The sequence below is a fragment of the uncultured Campylobacter sp. genome (assembly GCF_938045405.1).
GTDB lineage: Bacteria > Campylobacterota > Campylobacteria > Campylobacterales > Campylobacteraceae > Campylobacter_B.
On sequence record NZ_CALIMW010000193.1, the window covers coordinates 1 to 22,451 of the forward strand.

Sequence of the window (22,451 nt, forward strand, 5' to 3'; positions counted from 1 at the left end):
CGCAGAGCTTTCGGGCGCCGTAGATTTTATGGAATTAGGCGAAGGGGTTTTTGTTGCCGGGCTTTGCGGCGCCTGATCTTTCGGCGCGGAGCCTTTTATCGTAGCGGGGTTTTGCGATATAGAATTCTGCGGCGCTACGCTTGTGCCAGCGGCGCACGCATCGATCGCCTCCAAATGCTCTTTGCCTTCGGGGGAATTAAAAAATTCTGCGTCTTTGATCTTAGCCATTTCATTTTTAGCCTTGTCGCACTCGCCAAGCTTGTAGTATCCCCAAGCAAGCGAGTCCAGATAATACGGTGAGTCGGGGTCTTTTTGCAGGGCGCGGCGGACGAGCTCGATGCCCTTGCGAACGTCCAAATCGTGATCTATTAAGATGTAGCCGTAGTAGTTTAGGTGCACGGGGTCTTTAAGCTGCGGCGCGATATTTTCAAATTTTGCCACTACGCTAGACAGGGTTTTAGCGTCCACGCTTTTGCCCGCACTTTCATATTCGTAGATCGCCTCGATCGCCAAAAAGTCGTAATTTTTGGTCTTCATAAACTCATCGCGTGCCATTTTAATCGCGGTTTTATAGTCTTTCTTATGCGCGTAGGCATCGATTAGAAGCTCGCGCTTGTAGTCGTATTTCTTCAAAAGCTCGATTATTTTATCAAAGTCGTTTGAGTAGTAATAAATCGCTATCATATCGTCTAAGAATTTATTATCTCCTTTGGCTTCATACAGCGCTTCATCGATCTTAGCGACATCTAAATAGCGCTTATTCGCGCGATACACATCAGCTAGCAGCTCGCACGCCATACCCTGGGCGCAGCCGTAGATGCGCCTGTGCGTCTCGATGATGCGGATCGCTCCGTCCGAATCATCGAGTTTATTTAGCAGCACGTCGCATAATCTGATGAGATTTTCGTCAGTTTTGTCTAGCTCATAGGCTTTTTCAAAGTAGGTTTTGGCTAAAGTAAAATTCTCCATCGCATAATATGTCGCCGCTAAGATCGCGTAACTACGCGAAACGGGATCTACGGTGACTAGCTTAAGAGCAGCGGTATTGGCATTTAGATTATCTTTAATGCCTAAGTAGTAGCCGATTTTTACTCGCAGATACTCAGAGTCTGAGCTTAGACTTTTTTCGCCGAGCTTTAAATAGCGCGCCGTATTTTTACGATCTTTGATCGCAAAAGCAGTCTTTAGCGCCTCTAACAAATAAACGGACGAGCCCGTTTTATTGTATGCCTTTTCGTATAAAAACATCGATGCGACGGGATCTTTATGCAGTAGCTCCAAAGCTGTAAGCAAATCGAAATTTAGCTCGGCGTCCTCTTGCGCTCGCATCGCGTGGTTTAGCTTTTCTTTGGTTATACTTTTAGCGCTTACGCCGCGATTTATCAAGCTCTTTTTAATTGCATCTTTTGCACTGTTTTTTGTGCCAATGCTGGAATTCCGATCAGACGCCTTTTTATCCGTAACGGACTGCTTCGCCGCTGCAGCATTCGTCCCACTCTCCGCACTTAGATACTGCGGCGCTAAAATCATCGCCGCGATTAAAATTCCGCTTAAAACCTTACCCCGATACATTCTTCCTCCAATTCTTTAGTATGCGTTTTAAAATATTCCCAAAACGGAAAGCTACGACACTGCTTCGGGCGCAGCTCGTAAATCCCGCAATTGCGCTGCGCTTCGTCAAAAAACACGCACGCGAAACCGCCTTCAAAGGACTTTTCTTTTACGCTAAATCTAGCGCCTATTTTTTGTAAATAAATTTCTTTAAGCCTTGCAGGCGAAATTTTAAATTTTACCGCCAGCGCCGCGATCTCGCTCTCGTCTATCCAGATATAGCCGCTCTCTCCCGTGCAGCACTTGCCGCCGCAGCGCTCGCACGCGCTTGCATCAAAGCTAAAGCCAAACTCACTCATAATCCACGCTCGTTAAATCCGCGCTTTTGTAGATCGCGTGGGCTTGTGCGGTGCGCTTTCCGTGCGCACTAGCATAGATCGGAATGGTGATCTCACAGGGCGAGCGCGAGTTCTTACGAGCCTGCAAAAGCGCGAGCTTAGCGGGCTTTGAAATGTCGGGATAGACAAAACCAAGCCTCGTCAAATTTAGCCTAAACTCGCCCAAAAGCTCGCAAATTTTAGCTAGCTTACCCGCCTCGTAGCAAAAAATAAGTGTGCCACTTGGCTTAAGATGAGCGTTCGCAGATCGCACAAAATCCCGTAGGCTAAGGCTTGCTGCGCTCTTACTAAGCGCCATATGAGGCTCTTTGCTAAGCGAAATGCGCTCTCGATAAAAGGGCGGATTTGAGACGATAAAATCGAAGCGTTTTTTGCTTTTAAACTCCGCAAAATCCGCGTGCAAAATCTCGGCAGGTAGATCGTTTTGCAAAGAATTCAGCCTTAAGATTTCTAAATTTCGCTCTTGAATTTCTAGCAAGCTTAGATTAATGCTCTCAAAATCGCGTTTTAGCAAAAGCCCTAAAATTCCACATCCTGCGCCCACATCCAGCACGTCGCCGTATATCGCTCGCGGATTTAGCGCGCCTTTGGGGCTACGATCATTGCAAGCGGCAAACCCGCCGTCAAACAAGCACTCCGCAGCAAAATCCTTGCGCGCTTTGGCGTCTTTAAATTTGCTCGCAAAATCTTTATCGTGCGTCTTTTTAGATTCTAAAGGCTGCGCGATTTGCTCGTCACAAAATTTAAAATTTTCACCGCTTGCGATATCGGGCTTTAAAGTATGCCAGGCTTCGTCGTTTTGAAAATAGGAATTTTTATAGCGCTCGCTTTGAAATTTCTCCTGAAATTCCGCTTGAAATTCCATTTTAAATTCCGCCTTAAGTTCAGCGCAGCCCTTACTTCCAAAATCGCGATCATTCCCCACGCTATGGTTAGCGGCATACGACTCTTCTTTGCTAAAAGCGCAATCCTCGGCGCAAAATTCCGCTTCGCCGCCTGCGAAATCCGAAGCGCAAAACTGCGCATTAAAGCCTCCATCTGTCGCGTCTTTAAATTCCGCGCCACAGCCCAGCGCTAAAGAGCCATTTTGCGATGCTGCGTCAGTCTTGCGCACGCCTGAGCTTCTTATAAAATTCCACAAAAAAATCGTATCGCTCGTGTAGCGATAGCCCTTTTTTGGCTGATAAAGCCTCATCTGCGAATATTTTTGATGATGGTATGGGCGTGATTTATCGCCACCACGATCGATCCGCCGCTTCTGCTGATGAGATCTCCACCCACGTAAAGCCCACTAGTGGCGGTTTGAAGATTTTCATCCACGATCGGCACGCCGTTTTTATCGTAAGCGATGCCGCATTTTTTAAGAAAATCAATCGGGCTCGTGCCGCCGATCGCGTATATCACGCGGTCAAACACGAGCTCGGTGCCATTATCAAATTTTACCAGCACCTTGCCGTTTTCATTCCCAAGAGCCTCTATATCGATGCCTAAACGCAAGATGATGTTGCCGTATTTGGTCTCGCGCATTACGTCGCTTTCGTTCGTCTCGTTTAGGCGGGTAAATTTAGGCTTGCGATAGCAAAGCGTCACGACATTGGTCTTGCATAGCGCTATAGCGTATTCCGCGGCTGAGTTACCGCCTCCGACGACTAGAATTTTTTCATTAATCGTGCATTTATCAAGATTGAAATTTACCCGTTGCGTGATCGAAGGCGGAATTTTATAAGCGGGCTTATTAGGCTTGCCCATCCTGCCAATTGCGACGATGACGTTGCGCGCGCGGTATCCAGCCGAGCTAGTCGTGATATAAAACTCATCTGCGTGCTTTTCGATCTTTTCGACCTCACTTTTGAAATTCGTATCAATTTCGTCGCTATCTAAGAGCTCGTCGAAATAATTTAGCACGCTCTCTTTTGTGCCGGTTTCAAACGAAATAGAGCCGCGCGTCTCGCTGTCAAAACCTTTATATTCTTTATCGACGCGCTTTTTATCTTTGTAAAACTGCCTAATTGTTTGAGAGTGGTTGTCGCCTTTTTCAAGCAGAAGCACGTGCGCGAGCCCGTTTCTTTTGGCTTCTACTACGGAAGCGATGCCGCAAGGACCGCCGCCGATCACCGCCAAGTCGTAAACGTCTATCATAAATTTCCTTTAATCTTTTAAATTTCATACGAAATTATAGTAAAAATTCCATTAAAATCAGTGGAATTTCCTAGCAATTTCGCAGCTTAAATTTAAAATTTTAACGCTTATAAGATGCTTGCTTGGCTAAATTTGAAAAGACATAATTTTCTACGTTTAAATTTTAAATTTCACGGCGCCAATCCGTTTATAAAAGCTCATGCGGCAAAAGCGGCGAATTTAAAATTTTACTTCGCCAAGATGGAATTTTGCGAGCTAAGATAAAGCGGCAAGAGCGGTAAAATTTTAAAATTTCACCGCCCAGGCAGGGGTTTTTAGTAGAAGCTTTAAGGCTAGTTAAAATTTAGCGTATATTTTATGCTAAAGTTAAATTCCATATCTTTCTCGACCTTTGGAAAGCTACCTTTGGTGCGCTCGACTGCGCTTAACGCGCCCTCATCAAGCGAATCGACATTCGAAGAAGACGTAACGCGAAGACCTTTAACATCTCCGCTTGCCGTATAGGTAAAGTGCACGCCTACGACGCCGATTTTACGCATACGTTGGGCATTTTTAGGATAATGCGACTGCGCGTAGCGCGAAATGATGGCAAAAATTTTCTTGCCGACATCGCTATTGCTAGGATCGCCGCGGCTTGTTATAGCGTCGCTACCGCCGCCTGCGCTACTGGAGCCCCCGCCCCCGCCGCTACCCAGTGAAACAGGCTTTGTCGGGTCAAATTTAGCCGTTAAATTCCTATCGCTGCTTTGAACTTTATGCTCTTTTTTCGGCTTAGGTTTTTCTACCGGCTTTGGCTTAGGCTTTTCGACCGGTTTTGGTTTTTCGACTACAGGCTCTGGTATAGGCTCCGGTTCAGGAATCGGCTCTGGCTCAGGTATCGGCTCAGGCTCAGGCGGAGTTGGTTCCGGTTCGGGCTCGGGCTCTGGCGGAATGGGCTCGGGCTCAGGATCCGGTTCGGACTGATCGGAAGGAGGCGGGATATTGGGCTCATCGGAGATATCGCCCTGCTTGGCATCATCCATTATGCTATCGATGGAAAAGGCTATCATATCGGGCATGCTAGGCGGCTTCGGTGCCGACGATAAAAGAACAAAAACACCCACAGCGATGATGCAATGCAGCACCAAAGATACAATGAAGCCTATTGCGCTATCTTTATTCATTGCTCTTTTTCGGTCACGATCGCAAATTTTTCATGGCCTGCCTTTTTTAGGACATCCATGATCGAAATGAAAGAGGAAAATTTCGAGTCTTTATCATTTTTCAACACGACAAGATCGTTTTTATCGAGCGTGGCAATTTTTTTCTCAAGCTCATCCTCGCTTATTGCGACATCGTCTAGATAAATTTTAGATTCGCTATCTACTTTGATGGTAACTTTTTTATCCTCTTGCGGATTTTGCGAGCTTGAAGAAGATGGAAGATTTACCTTAATATGCCCCTGCGCAATGAAAGTCGAGACACTAAGCACGATCGCTAGCAGCACCAGCATAATGTCGATGAACGGGACGATATTTAGCCCGTCTCGTCTAGGAATGCTCATTTATTTAACCTCATCGTAGCGGTTTAGAAGCACATCGACCTTGCGGACGAAACCGTTGTAGATGATGAGCGTAGGCACGGCGACGACTAGACCGGTAGCCGTAGCTTTAAGGGCAAGCGAGAGACCTTGCATGATAGCCTTGGTATCGATACCGCTTGCAGTACTCATATCAAAAAATGTGATCATAATGCCAATAACTGTGCCCAAAAGACCAATGTACGGGGCATTTGAATAAACAATATAAAGCGTCGTTAAATTTTTTGTCAGAGCCTCTTCATATAGCGCCTTGCTTTTGTAATCGCTCGCCTTAACCTTCGAATAAAAAAGCAGCCTTTCGATACTGAACCACACGACTAAAAAGCTCATAAATCCGAGGATCGCAAAGATAATGTAATCCACGTAATGCGCCAAAAATTCCATAATGCCCATAAGCTCTCCTTAAAAATTTTAAAAATTTTTATAAATTCAGCAAAGTGCCTTGCCAAAAAATGAGCGATTTTATCAAAAGTAGATTTAATTTTTACTAAAATTTTGATGATCGATATTTAAATTATATTTTATCATTTAGCTTTATTTAATGATAATAAAGCATTCGGTGATAGAATTTTAATGATTTTAAAATGTCTTGATAATTAATATAAAATAAAGGATTAATTTTATATATTCGCCATTTTTTAATCTCATTATCATTTAGGAGTTTCGTATGAAAAAATTTCATCTGGCTTTGTCCTTATGCGCAGTTCTTTGCTTAAGCGCACAAGCAGACGAGAAATCAAGCGCTACGGACGTATCCAAAAGCAAAGATTCAAATAGGCAAAGCCTGGGCGTAATCGAAGTTACTAGCGATTCTAGCACGCCTAGCACCGTGGATGATGTAAAAATCAACACCCGTAACGCTACGCTCGTAAAAGACGTATTTCGCGATATTCCGGGCGTTTACGTAGGCGGCACCAACGGCATGAATCAAAAAATTTATATGCGCGGCGTAAGCGATCGCGGTTTAAATATCACGATTGACGGCGCGAAGCAAAACGGCAATACCTTTCATCACAACGCCGATTTACTAATCGATCCGGATCTTATCAAAGCCGTAGAGGTCGATGTCGGCGCGCGCTCAGTCGTGAACGACTCGGGCGCCTTGGGTGGCTCGGTAGCTTTTAAAACTGTGGATGCCAGCGACCTGCTCGAAGAGGGTCAAGATATCGGCGCCAAGCTCAAAGTGGGCTATACGAGCAATAACGAAGGCTATTCGCAAAGTGCGATGCTCTACGGCAGAGCGTTTGATAGCCTAGATATGCTTGCTGCGTTTAAGCACTACGGATACGGCTTCGGCGAATCGGGCAACGGCAAGCCTACGGGCGGCGACGGCAACGATATAAATTATTTATTAAAAGCGGGCTATAGCTTTTTGGATTTTCATAAAATTTCGCTCTCTACCGAGCATATGCAGTATAAAGGTCTCTATCCGCTGCGGGCGGAATTCGGCTCATGGCTAAACGGGCAGCTGGATAACCGCAAATACGAGCGCGATACACACACGATCAAATACACGTATAATCCAAGCGACCTGCTAGAACTCGACATCACGGGATACTACACCAAGCATCAGCGCATCGGATCAACCTCGACAAATGTAAAATGGGGCGTCGAGACCAAAGGCGGCAAAATCGGCGCTAAGAGTAAATTTGAAACGGGCGATCTGGCTCATACGCTACGCTACGGCTTTGATTACTACCGCTCCGAAAACTATGTTAAGCCCGGCAATCTACGCCCCGAGAAGGTCGATAATTATAGCTTTTATATCGAGGATGCTATGCGCTACGGCGGGCTTACGGTAACTCCTGGCGTGCGCTACGAAAGGCACGAGCTAAAGACTTACAACGGTAGAGGCGCTAATATCTCTAGCTACAAATATAAATTTGACGAAGTAAGCCCTGCTTTAGCGCTTGATTACGAGATTGGCGCGGGATTTGGAGCGTTTGCGAGCTATGCGCGAGTATTTAGAGGACCTGACGTAATGGAGAGCATGATGGCTGCGGGTACTAGCCGCGGCAGACCACTAAGCTGGATGGCCAATGAAAATTTAAAAGCCACTACGGGCAACGCCTACGAAATAGGCGGTCGCTACAAAAGCGAGCTAGGAGAGAACTCCTCGGTAAGCCTAACCGCCAAGTACTTCAGGACGGAGTATAAAAATCTCATCGTAGATAACAATGCGGTGGGCGGAATCGTCGGCTGCCCGGGAGGCGCGCAGGGCACCTTATGCAGGGCTAACGCAGGCGGTGCGGATATTGACGGCGTCGAGCTTTTCGCAAGATTGATATTAGATGATTTGAGCCTTGCTGCGGGTTACACACACCAGCACGTAGAATATAAAGACCGCGTACGCAGGGGCTCGGGCTATCTAAGCTCAAACATCATCGGCTACCGCGACTATGGCGATAAATACACCTTCAATGCCGAATACGCAATCTCTGCGGCGGATCTACTGCTGGGCTATAACTTGCTCTTTTTCAACTCCAAAAACGTAGCCTCCGCAAATAGCGACGAAAAAACAAAAGTGCCTAGCTACGCGGTTCACGATCTATACGTCACTTACGCTCCAGATAGCGGACGATTTAAAGGGCTTGAGATCAACGCGGGCGTTTACAATCTCTTTGATAAAGCCTACGCATCGCACTCGCAGCGCCGATTTCACCGGAGATTCAAATGCTATCGACTGGGAGCCCGGACGAAATTTCAAGCTAAGCGTGGCGTATAAATTTTAAAGCTTACGCGAGATGACGGTACGAAATTTTGCACGCTAAAGCGGCGAAATTTTAAAAATTCAAAACCCTTGGAATTTCAAAATTCCAAGGGCTTTATAAATTTGAAATTCTTAGACTTAGAATTTCAAGCTTTTAAATCCTACTAACAGAAATTTTCTCGTAAAATTCTTGCAAATAGCAAAATTCTCATTCGCAATGAAATTCTAGCTTGCAGCGAAATCCCCAAAATTCAAAGCGATATCCGCAGCGCTTCACATCCAAAGTTCCTTTAGAATTTATAAGATTCCTCCCGCTTCAAGCGCCGTCCGTTTACTCTTCATCGTTAAAATTCTGTTTTTAATTCTACTTAAAAGGAGAGCCTTTGTTAAATTATACTAAAAACGCCATCCGAGGGGCATTTTGGACGAAACCGTTCATAGTTTTAGTGCTGCTTTTGCTGCTGCTAATCCCGCTAAGCTTTATCGATAATCTTACCTACTCCCGCTCCGAAACCAAACAGCTCGCGCAGGATTCGATCCTCACACCGGTGGGCGGCGAGCTGCAAATCCAGGGCCTTGCGATCGTAGTGCCCTACGCAGAGATAATCGAAGCGATAGATAAAAGCAACAACGAGCTCATAAAAAGGCGCGTAGAGAAAAATTTCATCATCGTGCCTAAAAACTACTCCCTCGCGGCGGAGATCGACCCCACCTATCTAAAGCGCGGGATTTTTCGCGTTCCGATATATAACGGCGATTTTGCGCTTAAGGCGGACTTTGAGGCGATAAACTATACCGAGCTCGGCGTCGATCCTGCGCGGCTAAATTTCGACGAAGCCGTGCTAGTGCTCGGCGTAGGCAATCAAAAATCCTTCACCGCCTCCCCCGCTTTAAGCTTAAACGGCAAGGAGCTTAAGCAATATCACGGCAACACCGAAGCTAAAATTTTCGATCGAAGCCTAATCTACAAGCTCCCCGCTTCCGCGCTGTCGTCTGATTTTAGCATCAGCGGCACGCTTAAAATTCAAGGCGGCGAGGCACTTCATCTAGCTCCGATCGCGCAAAATAGCCGTTTTGAAATTAGCTCTACTTGGGCATCGCCTAGCTTTGGCGGCGGCTTTATCGCCAAATCGCGCGAGGTAAGCGCTAGCGGTTTTAAAGCTTCGTGGGAAGTTACAGGCTTAGCCGCAGGCATTGCTCCTGCGTGGCTTGCAGATCAAGATGACCGCGTCGCTATGACGAACTGGCGCAGCAACGACGATAGAAATGATGCTGTAAGCATCGGCTTCATCGAGCCCGTGAATAACTACTCGCTGATTAAGCGCTGCACGGATTACGCTCTGTTATTTTTAGCGGTGCCGTTTTTAGCGATCTTTTTGTGCGAGGTTTATACTCACGAGCGCATCCACCCGATCCAGTATCTACTCATCGGGCTTGAGGACGTCGTTTTCTACCTGCTGGTGCTTTCGCTCTCCGAACACATCGGCTTTGCGATCAGCTACGCCATCTCGGCGATCGCGGTCAGCGCGATAGTATTTTTCTACGCGAGCGCGATTTTCAAAGGCGCGCGCTGGGGCATTTTCATCACTTGCGTTCAGCTCGTTTCATATGCGATCCTCTATGTCATCTTAAATTCCGAAGACTACGCCCTATTAATGGGAAGTCTGATGATCTTTGCGGTGATTTCGCTCGTTATGTATTTTACTCGCAAGCTTGATTGGTACGATACGGCGATTCCAAGCGGCGAGAAAAAACAGGAACAAGAGCCCGAAATTTAGCCTTTTAAATTTACCACCAAATTTAATCGCAACGGCCTTTGGAGCTTTAAAATCCAAAGGCCATTTTAAATTTGCTCGCTAAATTTCAACTGCCAAAATTTCATCTATTTAAAATTTTATCCGCCGCGGCAGACAAACTGCGACCGAGCCGAACGGTACGCTTTAAATTTAGCCCCGCGAGCGTGAGCACGTCGCGACCAAATCTAGAGCGCGCCGCTTTAAATTTTAAAATTTCATCTGCGCCGATTTTTGAGTATAATGAGCGAAAAATTTTAAGGATTTCGTGTGATACTTGCTATTGAGAGCAGCTGCGACGACAGCTCGGTCGCGGTGATGGATGAGCGCAGTTTCGAGCTGAAATTTTACGAAAAAATAAGCCAGGAAGCCGATCACGCCAAATACGGCGGCGTCGTGCCCGAGCTTGCCGCGAGGCTGCATACTGAGGCGCTGCCGCGGATTTTACAGCGTGCAAAGCCCTATTTTAGCAAGCTTAGCGCCGTCGCAGCGACCAATACCCCGGGGCTCAGCGTGAGCCTGATCGGCGGTGTGAATATGGCAAAAGCGCTCGCGCTCGCGCTAAATCTGCCGCTCATCGGCGTAAATCATCTCATAGGTCACGTTTACTCGCTGTTTTTAGGCGGCGAGGCGCGGTTTCCGATGGGCGTTTTGCTCGTTAGCGGCGGGCATACGATGGTTTTAGATATTGACGCTGCGGGGGGTATCGAAATTTTAGCGACCACCGGCGACGATAGCTTCGGCGAGAGCTTCGATAAGATCGCAAAGATGCTAGGCCTTGGCTATCCGGGCGGCGCACTCATCGAGGAGCTCGCAAAAGGCGGCGAGCCGCGATTTGAGCTGCCCGTACCGCTGAAGGGCGACAAGCGGCTGGAGTATAGCTTTTCGGGGCTTAAAAACGCCGTGCGCGTGCAGATCGAAAAGCTAAAAGAGGCGGGCGAGCTGGATGAGCGGGCGATGCGCGATCTGGCGCGCTGCTTTGAGGACGCGGCGTGCGCGCACATACTGGATAAATTGCAGCGGATCTTTGAGCTGCGGCGCTTTGCGCGCTTCGGCGTCGTGGGCGGAGCGAGCGCGAACCTACATCTGCGCGGGCTTTTGACGGATCTGTGCGAGCGGGCGGGCTGCGAGATACTTTTCGCGCCGATGAAATTTTGCTCCGATAACGCCGCTATGATCGCGCGCGCGGCGATAGAAAAGCTGCGTAAAAAGGAGTTCGTCTCGCCCGCAGAGCTTGAGATCATCCCGCATCTAAATCTACGCTCGGCGTTTGAGTGAAATTTTAAAATTTATAAATAGTCTGCGTCCGCTAGCGGATTCTCATGCGCTGGGCGTTTGAGTAAAATTTCATCTCGCGCTCGCTCACGGTTGGGTTTTGGATAAAATTCACTTTGATTTTACACATCGCATTTCAGGCTCGCGCCACGTTTTGCTAAACTCCTTTCATTCTCGCACCGCCATCGGTACCGCTAACGTTGCACGTCCTTGTCGCTTGCAATATCTGCTAAAATTTGATCGACTTTTTGTTAGCTTGTCGTTTTTACGTTTTCTTAATCGTGCAGAAAAGTTACGATTTCGTGTTCTTTTGGCAGAAATTTTCTGCCATCAATGCCGTCATCTCCGTATTCCAATAATGCTTCATTTAAAATTTCATAAATTTCATCCATTGAAATATCTCCAATATCAGAATTTACGCTTTGGAATTTATATTTGATTTTAAATGGATTTTCCGTGAAATATTTACTCGTTGTCTCATCATAAATTCGTCTTACATCAAGCTCGATATTTTTACCTTTATAGTGAAACAACCAAATATCCTCGCCCGTATAGCCATCTCGTGGATCCGGCAGTTGAGGGCTACCGATAAAGATAAGATAGGTCTGTTTTTGTTTATCTACTACCCAATTTAACCATCTAATATCTTGATTGCTCAATAAGGGTTTTCTAAATTTTGTTCTAATTTTATTAACAGTGTCTATAATATCGTATTCCTCTAAGTCCTCTTTCGAAATATATTCTGCTACAAACGCCACTTTATCCCCTTTTCTTTAAATTTTTGATACGAAAGTTACTCGAATATTTTCTTTTGGGATAATAGATCCTCCATCGCCATACTCATTTAAAATTTCTTTTAAAATATTTACAATCTCTTGCTTTGGCATATCCCCGATATCACTTCTTATGGATTCTAGCTCATAGATTATTTTAAACGGATTATCCGTAATTTTCGTACTAGTATTTTTATTATGTATATTCCTTAAATCGATCTCTATATCTTTGCCTCTATAATGCAAAAGCCATATATCTTCACCGCTAAATTCCATATCTCTCGGATCTCCGATAGTGATACTGCACACTGAAAAAAGCCAAATACCTCTTTCTCGATCTATACACCAGTCTCTTGAATTTAGAATAGCCCATTCCAGCTTAACTTGATGATACTTTTCACATATCTCATTACTCGGTTTTAGTAAGTCGTATTTCTCGATATCCTCTTTTGAAATATACTCTGTAATAAATGCCATTCTCTCCTCCTTAATAATTTAAAATTTTAGGCTGCTTGCGAGTTATCGTCTTTTCTCCTTGCGACAAATCGTTTAGCCCTTTGCCGAGCGAATGGCTAAATATACGCTAAAATCTATCTTGCCGCGCCGCGTAAATTTTAAAATTTCGCTTTTATACAGGCGCTGTTTTCTTGCCTATCTCTTGCCGATAACTCGCCGCCTGCCGCTTAGATGAAATTTTAAAATTCCACCGCCTGTGCGCATGGATAAAATTTTAAAATTTCGTCGTCCACGCGCACGAACGAAATTTTAAAATTCCACGCCGCTTAACACGAGCGGATGAAATTTTATAAAATTTTGCCGCCGCAAATCAAAGCGCAAATAAACGCGCTAGCGCACAGAAATCGCGCGAATTAGTAAAAGTCGCGTTTGAATTTTATCGATAAATTTATGAATCCCGCCTATGCTTCGGCGGTTTCGTTTTCATTGATTACGGCTTGCATCGTGTCTCTGGCGTGCTGCAGCCAATCTTTATCGCTCGTATCGAGCAGGTCTAGGTAGATGATTTTGACATGTCCGCTATGGACGGTGAAATCGTGAGAGTTTGCGATGTGCTGCGTGCCGATGAGTACCACGGGCTGGACACGCAGACCAAGCTTGCTAACGATCGCTTTGGCGCCGCTTTGGAATTGCAAAAGCTGCGTGCCGCGATGTCTAGTGCCTTCGGGAAACATCGTGATGACGCGCCCTTCGCTCACGCGCTGCTGCACTTCGTGCACGATCCGCACCAGATCGCGCGGATTGGAGCGATCGACTTGGATCATCTTCGGAAGAGTGATGATTTTGCCGATGATAGGGATGTCTGCGATCTCTTTTTTAGCGATCCAGCAGATATCGGCGGGATGAGTCTCTTCAAGCACAACAATATCCATTATGCTTTGGTGGTTGGCGATTACTAACTGCGCGCGCGGATCGGGAGTGCCTATGATCTGGATATCGTATCCGACGCCGTAGCGCTGGAAGCGCCCCCAAATGCGGCGGAAGCGGCGATGAGAGGAGTTTTTTACCGCCATGGCGATCACGACGCAAACGACGGTAAAAATAAACCAAATCGCGTAAAATAGCGCTCTAATCCTTGCTAAGCTCATCTTTTTTAACCCAACCGATCTTGTTGCCGCCCAGCATAATTTTATAAAATTCCTTATTCGTACCCAAAATTTCAACCTTTTCGGGATTTTTAGTCACGTAAAACACGGTGGAACTTTGCATAGGCAGAATTCTAACCGGAGAATTTTGCGCGATACTGCCCGTGCCGTAAGGCCTTTGCGCATAGAAATTTACCGCCAAAATCAGCACCGCAAAGATGAGCGGCGTGATATTTTTACTAAGCAGAAACATCACCAAAAGCACGGCAGCTAGTGTGTAGATCGCGATCTGCTTGTAGGCTTCGAACTTGCTCTCTTTCGGATTTAGCCCAATCTGCGTGCTAAGATCCTCAGCGCGCGGATTGAGCTCAAGCCCAAAATTTTCAAATTTTTTAGTATTAAGATTGAAATAGCTGAAGTCTAAATTTGTGATATTTTTATCTACGACGGCGAAATAATATCCGCTTTGGCTCGCGTATGTGCCGCGCACGGAGTCCACCCCCTGCTTGATAATGGCTGGATTATCGATACTAAAAGCGCTGATTGCGCCGTTTCGGATACCAAGATCAAGCGTGAGTAAATTTGAAGCGTCGTCAAATTTAGTAGTTTTGTAGTTTTTAAGTTTCAGCTCGTCAGCTACGATATGCGAAAAATTAGGCTTCGTGTCAAGCTTCATAAATTCCGGATTATCAGGCTTAATAGAGCTTTTTTCAAAGAATTCTCCATTGCGCTGCAAGGTCAAAACGAGCTCATTTATCTTATCGCTCTTATCGCTTGCCGCAAACCACAGCGTCGTCTCAAACATCTCGTCGCCCTCGATCCACGTAAGATTATCGGCATTAAGCCACTTCATACCATTGGTGCGGCTGATCTCTAGCTTTGGCTTAACGGTGATTTTCTGCCCCAAATATACGGCGAAATCGATCTTAAAAATTTGATTGCAATACACCTTCCTAGGCATCCCGCTGGCTTTTAGCGTAAGCTCCTTAGGCTTAATGTCCTGATAGACCTTATCGTCGGATACATCAAGATCGACTTCGTTAGTAGGCGCCAAAGCCTTAAGATCGTCGATGCTTAGATTATCCATCGACATAACCTCTTTTTTATTATACTTCAGCATCACTTTGGAATTATCGCGCGTCTGCGGCTCGTCGGGCTTATCCTCAGCTTTTTTCGGCGCATATTTACTTAGATCATCAAGCGAATCGATCTCAATCTCCGGCGCAGCAAACGCAAGCGTACAGACACCTAAAATAGTAAGAATTTTTTTTAGCAAATTAAGCCTTTTAGCATTTTCTCTCCGTCCGTGCCGCCCAAAATAGGCTCTATCGCGCGCTCAGGATGCGGCATCAGTCCGAAAATCTTTTTGTTTTTATCGCAAATCCCCGCGATTGCGTCCACTGAGCCGTTCGGATTTAGATCCGCGCCATTTTCGTCGCAATATTTTAGCAGCACGCAATCCTCGTCGTATAGCGATTTCAGCGTATCTGCAGACGCATAATAGTTTCCCTCGCCATGCGCGATCGGGATATTTAGAATTTCGCCCTTATCGCAACAGTGCAGAAATTTATTGTCGTTTGAAACGACGCGCAGATGGTGAAATTTTGAGATGAAGCTTAAATTTATATTTTTATTCATCGCGCCTGCGAGCAAGCCTAGCTCCAAAAGCATCTGAAAGCCATTACAGATGCCTAGGATATAGCCGCCGCGCGCAGCATGAGCGAGAACCGCCTTCATCACCGGGCTAAATTTGGCAATAGCCGCCGTCCGCAGATAATCTCCGTGGCTAAAGCCGCCGGGAAGCACGATCAGATCGGCGTTTATGTCGGTTTCTTTATGCCAGATTATCTGCGTTTCACAACCGAGCTTATCAAAGGCGTATTTGGTGTCGCGCTCACAATTCGTGCCGGGGAAATTGACGATCGCTACCTTCATATCACGATCTCGTAGTCTTCGATGACGGTGTTTGCCAAAATTTCATCGCACATTCTAGCGACATCGGCATAAATTTTATCCCTATCCTCGCCATCTATATCAAGGACGATCTGTTTGGCTACGCGCACATCTCGCACGCCGCTAAATCCAAGCGCAGCGAGGGCGTGCAAAACCGCCTTGCCCTGCGGATCGAGCACGCCCTGCTTAAGCCTTACGTTTACAATTACCTTCATCGCTTATCCTAAAATTCTACGCAAGACCTCTTCGTAGGCCACTTTTACGCTACCAAGATCCTGCCTGAATACGTCCTTATCGAGCTTTTTGTCGGTTTGTTTGTCCCAAAAGCGGCAGCTATCAGGGCTGATCTCATCTGCAAGTAGGATATTGCCGTCCTTATCTCTGCCAAGCTCGATCTTGAAATCCACGAGCTTTAAATTTCGCTCGTCGAAAAATTTGATCAAAATTTCATTGATTTTGCGCGCGATCTTTTTGAGCTCGTCAAGCTCGCTTTGGCTCTTTACGGCGCCAAGCAACAAGCAATGCTCGTCGTTTAGGATCGGATCGCCCAGCTCGTCGTCTTTGTAGCAAAACTCCACCAGTGTAAACGGAAGCTTCGTGCCCTCTTTGATGCCTAGGCGCTTTGTAAGCGAGCCGGTGGCGATATTACGAGCGATGATCTCAAGAGGGAAAATCTTGCATTTTTTTACGAGCTGCTCGGTCGGACTGATCGTCTCAACAAGCGCGGTGTCGATGCCGTGCTTTTTAAGCAGATCGAAAATCAGCGTCGAAATTTTACAATTCAGCGCGCCTTTGCCGCTCTCTTCGGCTTTTTTGACGCCGTTAAACGCCGTCAGCGAATCTTTAAATTCCGAGATCAAAAGGTCGTCACTTTCGTTAACCGACCACATCTTTTTGCCCTTGCCTTCGTAGATAAGCTCTTTTTTGGTAGCTTGCATCACACTCTCCTTACTTGATGTTTAGAATTTTTATCGCGTCTATTGCGGTTTTTAACTGGATGTCGTTATTAATCTGCTCTGCGGTGATGAAATTTTTCTCATCCTTTTTCTGAGCATCTTTTTTCTTGGTCTCGACCTTGGCTAACTCGCCTTGCAGGTGCTTTTTGAGATCGGCTTCTTTTAGCGAGAATTCATCCTCGTCACGGCTCGGCACCTTGCCCGGCGCCACTATGAGATCAGGCGTCACGCCCACCGCTTGGATGGTGCGACCGCTTGATAGATAGTATCGCGCTATGGTTAGTCGCAAGGCTTCTTTATCCTCGATCGGTAGGATCACCTGCACGCTTCCCTTACCAAAAGTTTTTTCACCAACCAGCACGGCGCGCTTTAGATCTTGAAGCGATCCGCTTACGATCTCGCTCGCGCTTGCGCTGCCGCCGTTTACTAACACTACCAGAGGCAAATCGGTGATCTTCTTTTTAGGATCGGCGTTATGCGCTTCGGTTTCGTTTTTCGCGCGCCCTTTTTGAGAGACGATAAGCCCTTTGCTGACGAATAAATTTACAAGCCCGATCGCTTGATCCAAAAGCCCGCCCGGGTTGTTTCGCAGATCCAAAATAATGCCTTTGGCGTCTTTATGCTCTTTTATAAATTTGCTCGCATCCGGAACTACGTGCTGATCGAAATTCGTAACGCGCAGATATAAAATTTTATCGTCCTCAATCATCTTGGCATAGACCGATTCTACTTTGATTATATCGCGGATAATCTCGACGTCGAAAGGCTTGCTAACACCCTTGCGCACGATCGTTAGAGTGATTTTGGTTTTCGGCTTACCGCGCATTTTTGAGACTGCATCGTCGATCGTGATACCGAAGGTCGCATTGCCGTCGATACGCAAGATCACGTCGTTAGCCTGAATGCCTTTCTTATCGGCAGGAGTGCCCTCTATAGGCGAGATGACGGTCAGAGCGCCGTCTTTCATACCCACCTGAATTCCAAGCCCGCCGAACTCGCCCTCGGTCTGGACTTTCGTGTCGTTAAACGCCTTTTCGTCCATATAGCTTGAGTGCGCGTCGAGGTTATTCATAAGCCCCGAGATCGTCTTGTCCACGAGCTCGGAAAAGGTCATCTCATCGACATAATTGTTTTCGACGATCGCAAGCGTTTTGGTAAGCTTAGCTAGCGCCTCCAGACGCGTTTTTTCGCTGTCTGGCTTTTTGGTCGCATTGACCTCTCTGGCTTGTAAATTTCCGGTAAAAAAACTGACGCCTAAAAATAGAGAAAATATGAATCCCAAGCCGAAGAAGAGGTGTTTTTGTCGCAAAGTTTATCCTTGAAAGTAAAATGGAGTGAATTTTATAGAAAATTGGCTAAAAATAAGGTAAATTTCATACGAAATTTGCGCGTTTACGAATAAATTTAAGCCGAAAATTTTAAAATCTCACTAAAAAACCTTGACATAAACAGACTAAAGTTATATAATGCAATCAACTTCAACTTTAGGAGAAAATTTATGAACGAAACTATTGAAATTTTAACCGACAAAATGCGCTCTTTGCTCGAAAGCAGCGTTTCTTTGGCGATCCATTCCAAAAATAGCGAAGTGGGCGTATTACACATGCTTTGGGCTTTGGTAGCCGACAGCGGCTCAGTGCTAAATCAAATTTTTAATAAATTTAGCATCGAAAAGACCACGGTCGAGCTTGAGATCAAAAGCGAAATTTCAAATTTGCCTACGAGCTCAAACGTCACGAAGGAAAACGTGCGAATCTCGCGCGAGCTGATGAACTCGCTAGAGCTCGCAAAAGGGCTGATGACGAGCTCGGGCGATAAATTTATCGCCGTAGACACTTGGCTGATCGCGAATTTAAACGCAGATCCGCTAAAGAAAATTCTATCTAAATTTGCAGATCTTAGCGAGATCAAAAAGGAGCTAGAGGCGCTTCGCGGCGGTAAAAGCATCGATTCGCAAACCGCTGATGAGACGCTTGAGGCGCTTAGTAAATTCGGCGTCGATCTCACCGCCAAGGCGATCGCGGGCGAGCTCGATCCGGTCATCGGTCGCGACGAGGTGATCTCGCGAATGATGCAAATTTTAATCCGCAAGACGAAAAACAACCCTATCCTACTCGGCGAGCCGGGCGTGGGAAAAACCGCGGTCGTCGAGGGTCTTGCGCAACTGATCGCCAAAAAAGAGGTTCCGCTCAGCCTGCAAAACAAACGCGTCATCGCGCTTGATATGAGTGCGCTGATTGCGGGCGCGAAGTACCGCGGCGAGTTTGAAGATAGGCTCAAAGCCGTCATAAACGAGGTCGTAAAAGCCGCTAACGTCGTGCTTTTTATCGACGAAATTCACACCATCGTAGGCGCGGGCGCAAGTGAAGGCTCGATGGATGCCGCAAACATCCTAAAACCCGCCCTTGCGCGTGGCGAATTACACGCGATCGGCGCTACGACGCTGAAAGAGTACCGAAAGTATTTTGAAAAAGACGCCGCGCTTCAGCGCCGTTTCCAGCCCGTAACGGTCGCGGAGCCTAGCGTGAGCGAGGCTACGGCGATCCTGCGCGGCATAAAGGAGCGGCTGGAGGTGCATCACAACGTCACCATCACCGATAGCGCGCTTGTGGCGGCCGCAAGGCTAAGCGACCGCTACATCAGCGATAGATTTCTACCTGATAAGGCGATCGATCTCATTGACGAAGCGGCGGCGGAGCTTAAAATGCAGATCGAAAGCGAGCCAAACGAGCTTGCCAAGGCCAAGCGCGACATCCTTACGCTTCAGGTCGAAAAGGAAGCCCTTAAGATGGAGGATGACGGCAAAAACGACGAGCGGCTCGCGCAGATCGACAAAGAGATCGAAAATTTAACCGAGCAGAAAAACGCGCTTCAGGCTAAATTTGAAAACGAAAAGTCCGTATTCGGCGGCATCAGCGAGGAGAAAAAAGCGATCGACAGCCTCAAAAACGAAGCTAGCCTTGCAAGACGCAACGGCGATCTTAGTAAGGCTGCCGAGATCGAATACGGCAAGATCCCTGCCGCGCAAGCAAAGGTTAAGGAGCTTGAGGCGAAATGGGACGCGATGAAAGAAAACGGCGTGCTTTTGCGAAACCGCGTGGACGAGGAGAGCGTGGCTGAAATTTTAAGCAAATGGACGGGCATCTCGGTAAGCAAAATGCTCTCCTCCGAAAAGGAGAAATTCCTCCACATCGAGGAGCATCTAAAAGAAAGCGTCGTGGGGCAGGACGAGGCGCTGCACGCCATCGCTCGCGCCGTCAAGCGCAACAAAGCCGGTCTCGTGAACGAAAACCGCCCGATCGGAAGCTTTTTGTTTTTAGGCCCTACCGGCGTCGGCAAGACCGAGAGCGCAAAGAGCCTCGCTAGGTTTTTATTCGATGATGAGCGAGCGATGATCCGCTTTGATATGAGCGAGTATATGGAAAAACACAGCGTCTCGCGCCTGCTCGGTGCGCCTCCTGGATACGTGGGCTACGATGAGGGCGGACAGCTTACCGAAGCTGTGCGCAGAAAGCCCTACTCGGTGCTGCTTTTTGATGAGATCGAAAAGGCGCACAAAGACGTTTTTAATATCCTGCTTGGAATTTTAGACGACGGGCGCGCAACCGATAACAAGGGCGTTACGGTTGATTTCAAAAACACGATCATCATCCTAACGAGCAATATCGGCTCAGCTAAGATTATGGAGCTTGACGCCAAAAATGCGGACAAGCCGCGCGAGATCGCGCTTGCCGAGCGAGAGGAGGCGGTAAAGAGCGAGCTGAAGAATTATTTCAAGCCCGAATTTATCAACCGCCTGGACGATATCGTGATCTTCAACGCCCTAAGCGAGGACGATCTTATAAAAATCGTGGGCATTATGTTTAAAAGCCTGCAAAAAACGCTAGCAAATCGCGGCATTAACGCAAGCCTAAGCGAAAATGCCAAAAAGCTCATCGCCTCGGCGGGCTTTGATATCGAATACGGCGCAAGACCGCTACGAAGGGCGCTCTACGATCTGGTGGAGGATAAGATCGCCGATATGATCCTAAGCGACGAGATCAAAACGGGCGATCGGATCGAAATCGGCGCGCACGAAGGCGAAATCGAAATAAAGAGGGTGAAGTAAAATTCGGCGGAATTTATCTTGCAGGGTAAATTCCGCGCTTTGGTGGAGTAAATTTGGCGAGGTGAATCTAAAATACTTTATTAATATAAATTGGGCTAATAATCTATCTCCTTGGGAATTGAAACCTATTCATGCTCTCTACGATGTAAAGTAGAATTCTATCCCGTTGGGAATTAAAACGAGAGCTTCAAGCGCTACGCCGATCAAGCCTCTATCTAGTAAATCCATCCCATTGGGAATTAAAATGCTCTATTTAAAATCTCATTTCCCTCTCACATAGTAGCATTCTATAGAATTTAAGAATTTACCGAGCAGAATTCTACCCGATAAAATTTTTACCAAATAAAATTCCGGCTTAGATTTTAAAATTTATCGAGTGAAATTCCGCATCTCAGAGCTTAGAATTTTAAATTTAAGAAGCAGCGACTTCAAGCTGCATGGTTTGAAACACGAGAATTTTAGATTATAAAATTTAAGAAAGTAGGCGGGATTAAAATTTTAAAATTTGAAGTCAATGATCAAAATTCCAAACTGCGCAACTTGAAATTTCAAATCTGAAGCAGAGACAAATTTCAAGATCATTTCAAAATTTGCCCTTTTAAATTTCCATTTCTCGAGCCCTATTCACAAAATTTTACGTATTAATTTACGCAAAATTTGGTCAAAAAAAAAGATGATCCCATAAACTTATCCACATTAAATTTTATCTCTTCTTTTTAGAATAAAAACCGTTACAGATGCGATTATTAGCGACGATAAAACGCTTATCATCATTATATTAAAATTAAAATTTGAGCGATCAAACAGATGTCCCAACCAAGTCAAATCGGCTCTTGCCAGGATTATCGCAGCTAGCGGATAAGCATAAAATAAACTTATAAAAAATGCAGATGCGGCGGATATTTTATCCAGCAGAATAAAAGCCTTTATTTTGGAAAATACAAAACAGCAGATGATCAGAGGCAAAATTACCGTCGCGCAAAATAGATACAATACCATAGCGCCGAAAATATCGCTTTCGCTATCGCTCGCCTCTTCGTGCCACGTTAGTTCAAAAGCTTTTAAAACGATAGAAAACGGATTTGCGATATCGTAACCGCTATACTCCGCCAAAAAAACCGCATCTATGCTGGCAAATATAATGCCCAAGCAGTCTATAGTAAAAAAGAGCAAGGCGATCCAGAATAAAATCCTCACCCCTTTTAGCTCAAAGCATTTTTTAATGAACTCTTTTATCACCCTAGCCCCTAATTTATAGCTTTTAAGACCAATTCGGCCTTTATGTTGCGTTTTATTTCGACGTTTTCAAAACTCTTTGTCGTAATTCCTCATCAAATTAGCCTTTCGCTGCGCTAAATTTTAAAATTTACCGAGCTAAACTCTGATCGGATAAAAAACTATTTATCCTTTTCTTGCATCTATCAACGTGACTTTATAATTCTCACCTTGCTTATATAATCCATCAAGCCCAAATACTATAAGTTGCTCTTTTAAAAGTGAAAAAATTTCATCTACTGATATTTTTTCGCTACCATTTGGCACTATTGACAATACTTTCCAGACTTTATTATATTGGATACCTGAAACTTTTTCATCTAATCCATAATCAAGAACG

20 protein-coding genes and 1 pseudogene are annotated in these 22,451 nt (G+C 45.9%); 4 read left to right on the forward strand and 17 right to left on the reverse strand.

Going from position 1 to position 22,451, the window contains the following annotated elements; genetic code table 11:
- The 7 genes from Q0140_RS07255 to exbB form a co-directional block, all read right to left on the reverse strand.
- Positions 1-1,572: hypothetical protein (locus Q0140_RS07255; RefSeq protein WP_297963341.1), on the reverse strand; the 1,572-nt coding region annotated here is incomplete at its 3' end.
- Positions 1,551-1,910 (reverse strand): YkgJ family cysteine cluster protein, encoded by a 360-nt coding sequence (locus tag Q0140_RS07260; protein ID WP_297963343.1) that lies wholly within the window; start codon positions 1,908-1,910, stop codon positions 1,551-1,553. The genes Q0140_RS07260 and Q0140_RS07255, both read right to left, overlap by 22 nt.
- Entirely contained in the window at positions 1,903-3,144 is a 1,242-nt protein-coding gene (locus Q0140_RS07265) for a methyltransferase (protein ID WP_297963345.1), read from the reverse strand. Before Q0140_RS07265 ends, Q0140_RS07260 begins: the two co-directional genes overlap by 8 nt.
- Positions 3,141-4,088, reverse strand: a complete 948-nt coding sequence (locus tag Q0140_RS07270) for an NAD(P)-binding domain-containing protein (protein ID WP_297963347.1) — start codon at positions 4,086-4,088, stop codon at positions 3,141-3,143. The genes Q0140_RS07265 and Q0140_RS07270 overlap by 4 nt, the downstream gene beginning before the upstream one ends.
- A gap of 332 nt (positions 4,089-4,420) precedes the next feature.
- Positions 4,421-5,251 (reverse strand): energy transducer TonB, encoded by an 831-nt coding sequence (locus Q0140_RS07275; RefSeq protein WP_297963349.1) that lies wholly within the window; start codon positions 5,249-5,251, stop codon positions 4,421-4,423.
- Positions 5,248-5,631 carry a TonB system transport protein ExbD gene (exbD, locus tag Q0140_RS07280; protein ID WP_297963351.1) on the reverse strand — a complete coding sequence of 128 codons (384 nt, stop codon included), beginning with the start codon at positions 5,629-5,631 and terminating at the stop codon, positions 5,248-5,250. Before exbD ends, Q0140_RS07275 begins: the two co-directional genes overlap by 4 nt.
- Positions 5,632-6,051 (reverse strand): TonB-system energizer ExbB, encoded by a 420-nt coding sequence (gene exbB / locus Q0140_RS07285; RefSeq protein WP_177389024.1) that lies wholly within the window; start codon positions 6,049-6,051, stop codon positions 5,632-5,634.
- 283 nt (positions 6,052-6,334) lie between these two features.
- Between exbB and Q0140_RS07290 the strand changes: the two genes are divergently transcribed.
- The 3 genes from Q0140_RS07290 (at position 6,335) to tsaD (ending at position 11,448) form a co-directional block, all read left to right on the forward strand.
- Positions 6,335-8,392, forward strand: a complete 2,058-nt coding sequence (locus Q0140_RS07290; protein WP_297963353.1) for a TonB-dependent receptor — start codon at positions 6,335-6,337, stop codon at positions 8,390-8,392.
- A 368-nt stretch (positions 8,393-8,760) separates the two neighbouring features.
- A complete protein-coding gene (creD, locus tag Q0140_RS07295) occupies positions 8,761-10,155 on the forward strand; it encodes a cell envelope integrity protein CreD (protein ID WP_297963355.1) in 1,395 nt (464 codons plus the stop codon).
- Positions 10,156-10,440: 285 nt separating this feature from the next.
- Entirely contained in the window at positions 10,441-11,448 is a 1,008-nt protein-coding gene (tsaD, locus tag Q0140_RS07300) for a tRNA (adenosine(37)-N6)-threonylcarbamoyltransferase complex transferase subunit TsaD (RefSeq protein ID WP_297963357.1), read from the forward strand.
- Between the two features lie 272 nt (positions 11,449-11,720).
- Here the strand turns inward: tsaD and Q0140_RS07305 are convergent, their stop codons facing one another.
- The 8 genes from Q0140_RS07305 to Q0140_RS07340 form a co-directional block, all read right to left on the reverse strand.
- Positions 11,721-12,203 (reverse strand): hypothetical protein, encoded by a 483-nt coding sequence (locus tag Q0140_RS07305; RefSeq protein WP_297963359.1) that lies wholly within the window; start codon positions 12,201-12,203, stop codon positions 11,721-11,723.
- Between the two features lie 15 nt (positions 12,204-12,218).
- Complete coding sequence (locus Q0140_RS07310; protein WP_297963361.1) at positions 12,219-12,695, reverse strand: hypothetical protein; 477 nt, start codon at positions 12,693-12,695, stop codon at positions 12,219-12,221.
- A gap of 440 nt (positions 12,696-13,135) precedes the next feature.
- Positions 13,136-13,822 (reverse strand): lysophospholipid acyltransferase family protein, encoded by a 687-nt coding sequence (locus Q0140_RS07315; protein WP_297921710.1) that lies wholly within the window; start codon positions 13,820-13,822, stop codon positions 13,136-13,138.
- Entirely contained in the window at positions 13,803-15,095 is a 1,293-nt protein-coding gene (locus tag Q0140_RS07320; protein WP_295152901.1) for an SH3 domain-containing protein, read from the reverse strand. The genes Q0140_RS07315 and Q0140_RS07320 overlap by 20 nt, the downstream gene beginning before the upstream one ends.
- Complete coding sequence (purQ, locus tag Q0140_RS07325) at positions 15,089-15,754, reverse strand: phosphoribosylformylglycinamidine synthase subunit PurQ (protein ID WP_297963363.1); 666 nt, start codon at positions 15,752-15,754, stop codon at positions 15,089-15,091. The genes Q0140_RS07320 and purQ overlap by 7 nt, the downstream gene beginning before the upstream one ends.
- Positions 15,751-15,987, reverse strand: a complete 237-nt coding sequence (purS, locus tag Q0140_RS07330; protein ID WP_297921703.1) for a phosphoribosylformylglycinamidine synthase subunit PurS — start codon at positions 15,985-15,987, stop codon at positions 15,751-15,753. Before purS ends, purQ begins: the two co-directional genes overlap by 4 nt.
- A 3-nt stretch (positions 15,988-15,990) precedes the next feature.
- A complete protein-coding gene (purC, locus tag Q0140_RS07335) occupies positions 15,991-16,710 on the reverse strand; it encodes a phosphoribosylaminoimidazolesuccinocarboxamide synthase (RefSeq protein ID WP_291937547.1) in 720 nt (239 codons plus the stop codon).
- Between the two features lie 10 nt (positions 16,711-16,720).
- Entirely contained in the window at positions 16,721-18,010 is a 1,290-nt protein-coding gene (locus tag Q0140_RS07340; protein ID WP_297963369.1) for a S41 family peptidase, read from the reverse strand.
- A 216-nt stretch (positions 18,011-18,226) separates the two neighbouring features.
- Between Q0140_RS07340 and Q0140_RS07345 the strand changes: the two genes are divergently transcribed.
- Positions 18,227-20,836 carry an AAA family ATPase gene (locus tag Q0140_RS07345; RefSeq protein ID WP_297963365.1) on the forward strand — a complete coding sequence of 870 codons (2,610 nt, stop codon included), beginning with the start codon at positions 18,227-18,229 and terminating at the stop codon, positions 20,834-20,836.
- A gap of 696 nt (positions 20,837-21,532) precedes the next feature.
- Here the strand turns inward: Q0140_RS07345 and Q0140_RS07350 are convergent.
- Both Q0140_RS07350 and Q0140_RS07355 read right to left on the reverse strand, forming a co-directional pair.
- Positions 21,533-22,075 carry a hypothetical protein gene (locus Q0140_RS07350; protein WP_297963367.1) on the reverse strand — a complete coding sequence of 181 codons (543 nt, stop codon included), beginning with the start codon at positions 22,073-22,075 and terminating at the stop codon, positions 21,533-21,535.
- 162 nt (positions 22,076-22,237) lie between these two features.
- Positions 22,238-22,451 (reverse strand): annotated as a pseudogene (locus tag Q0140_RS07355) (hypothetical protein); the annotation flags it as partial.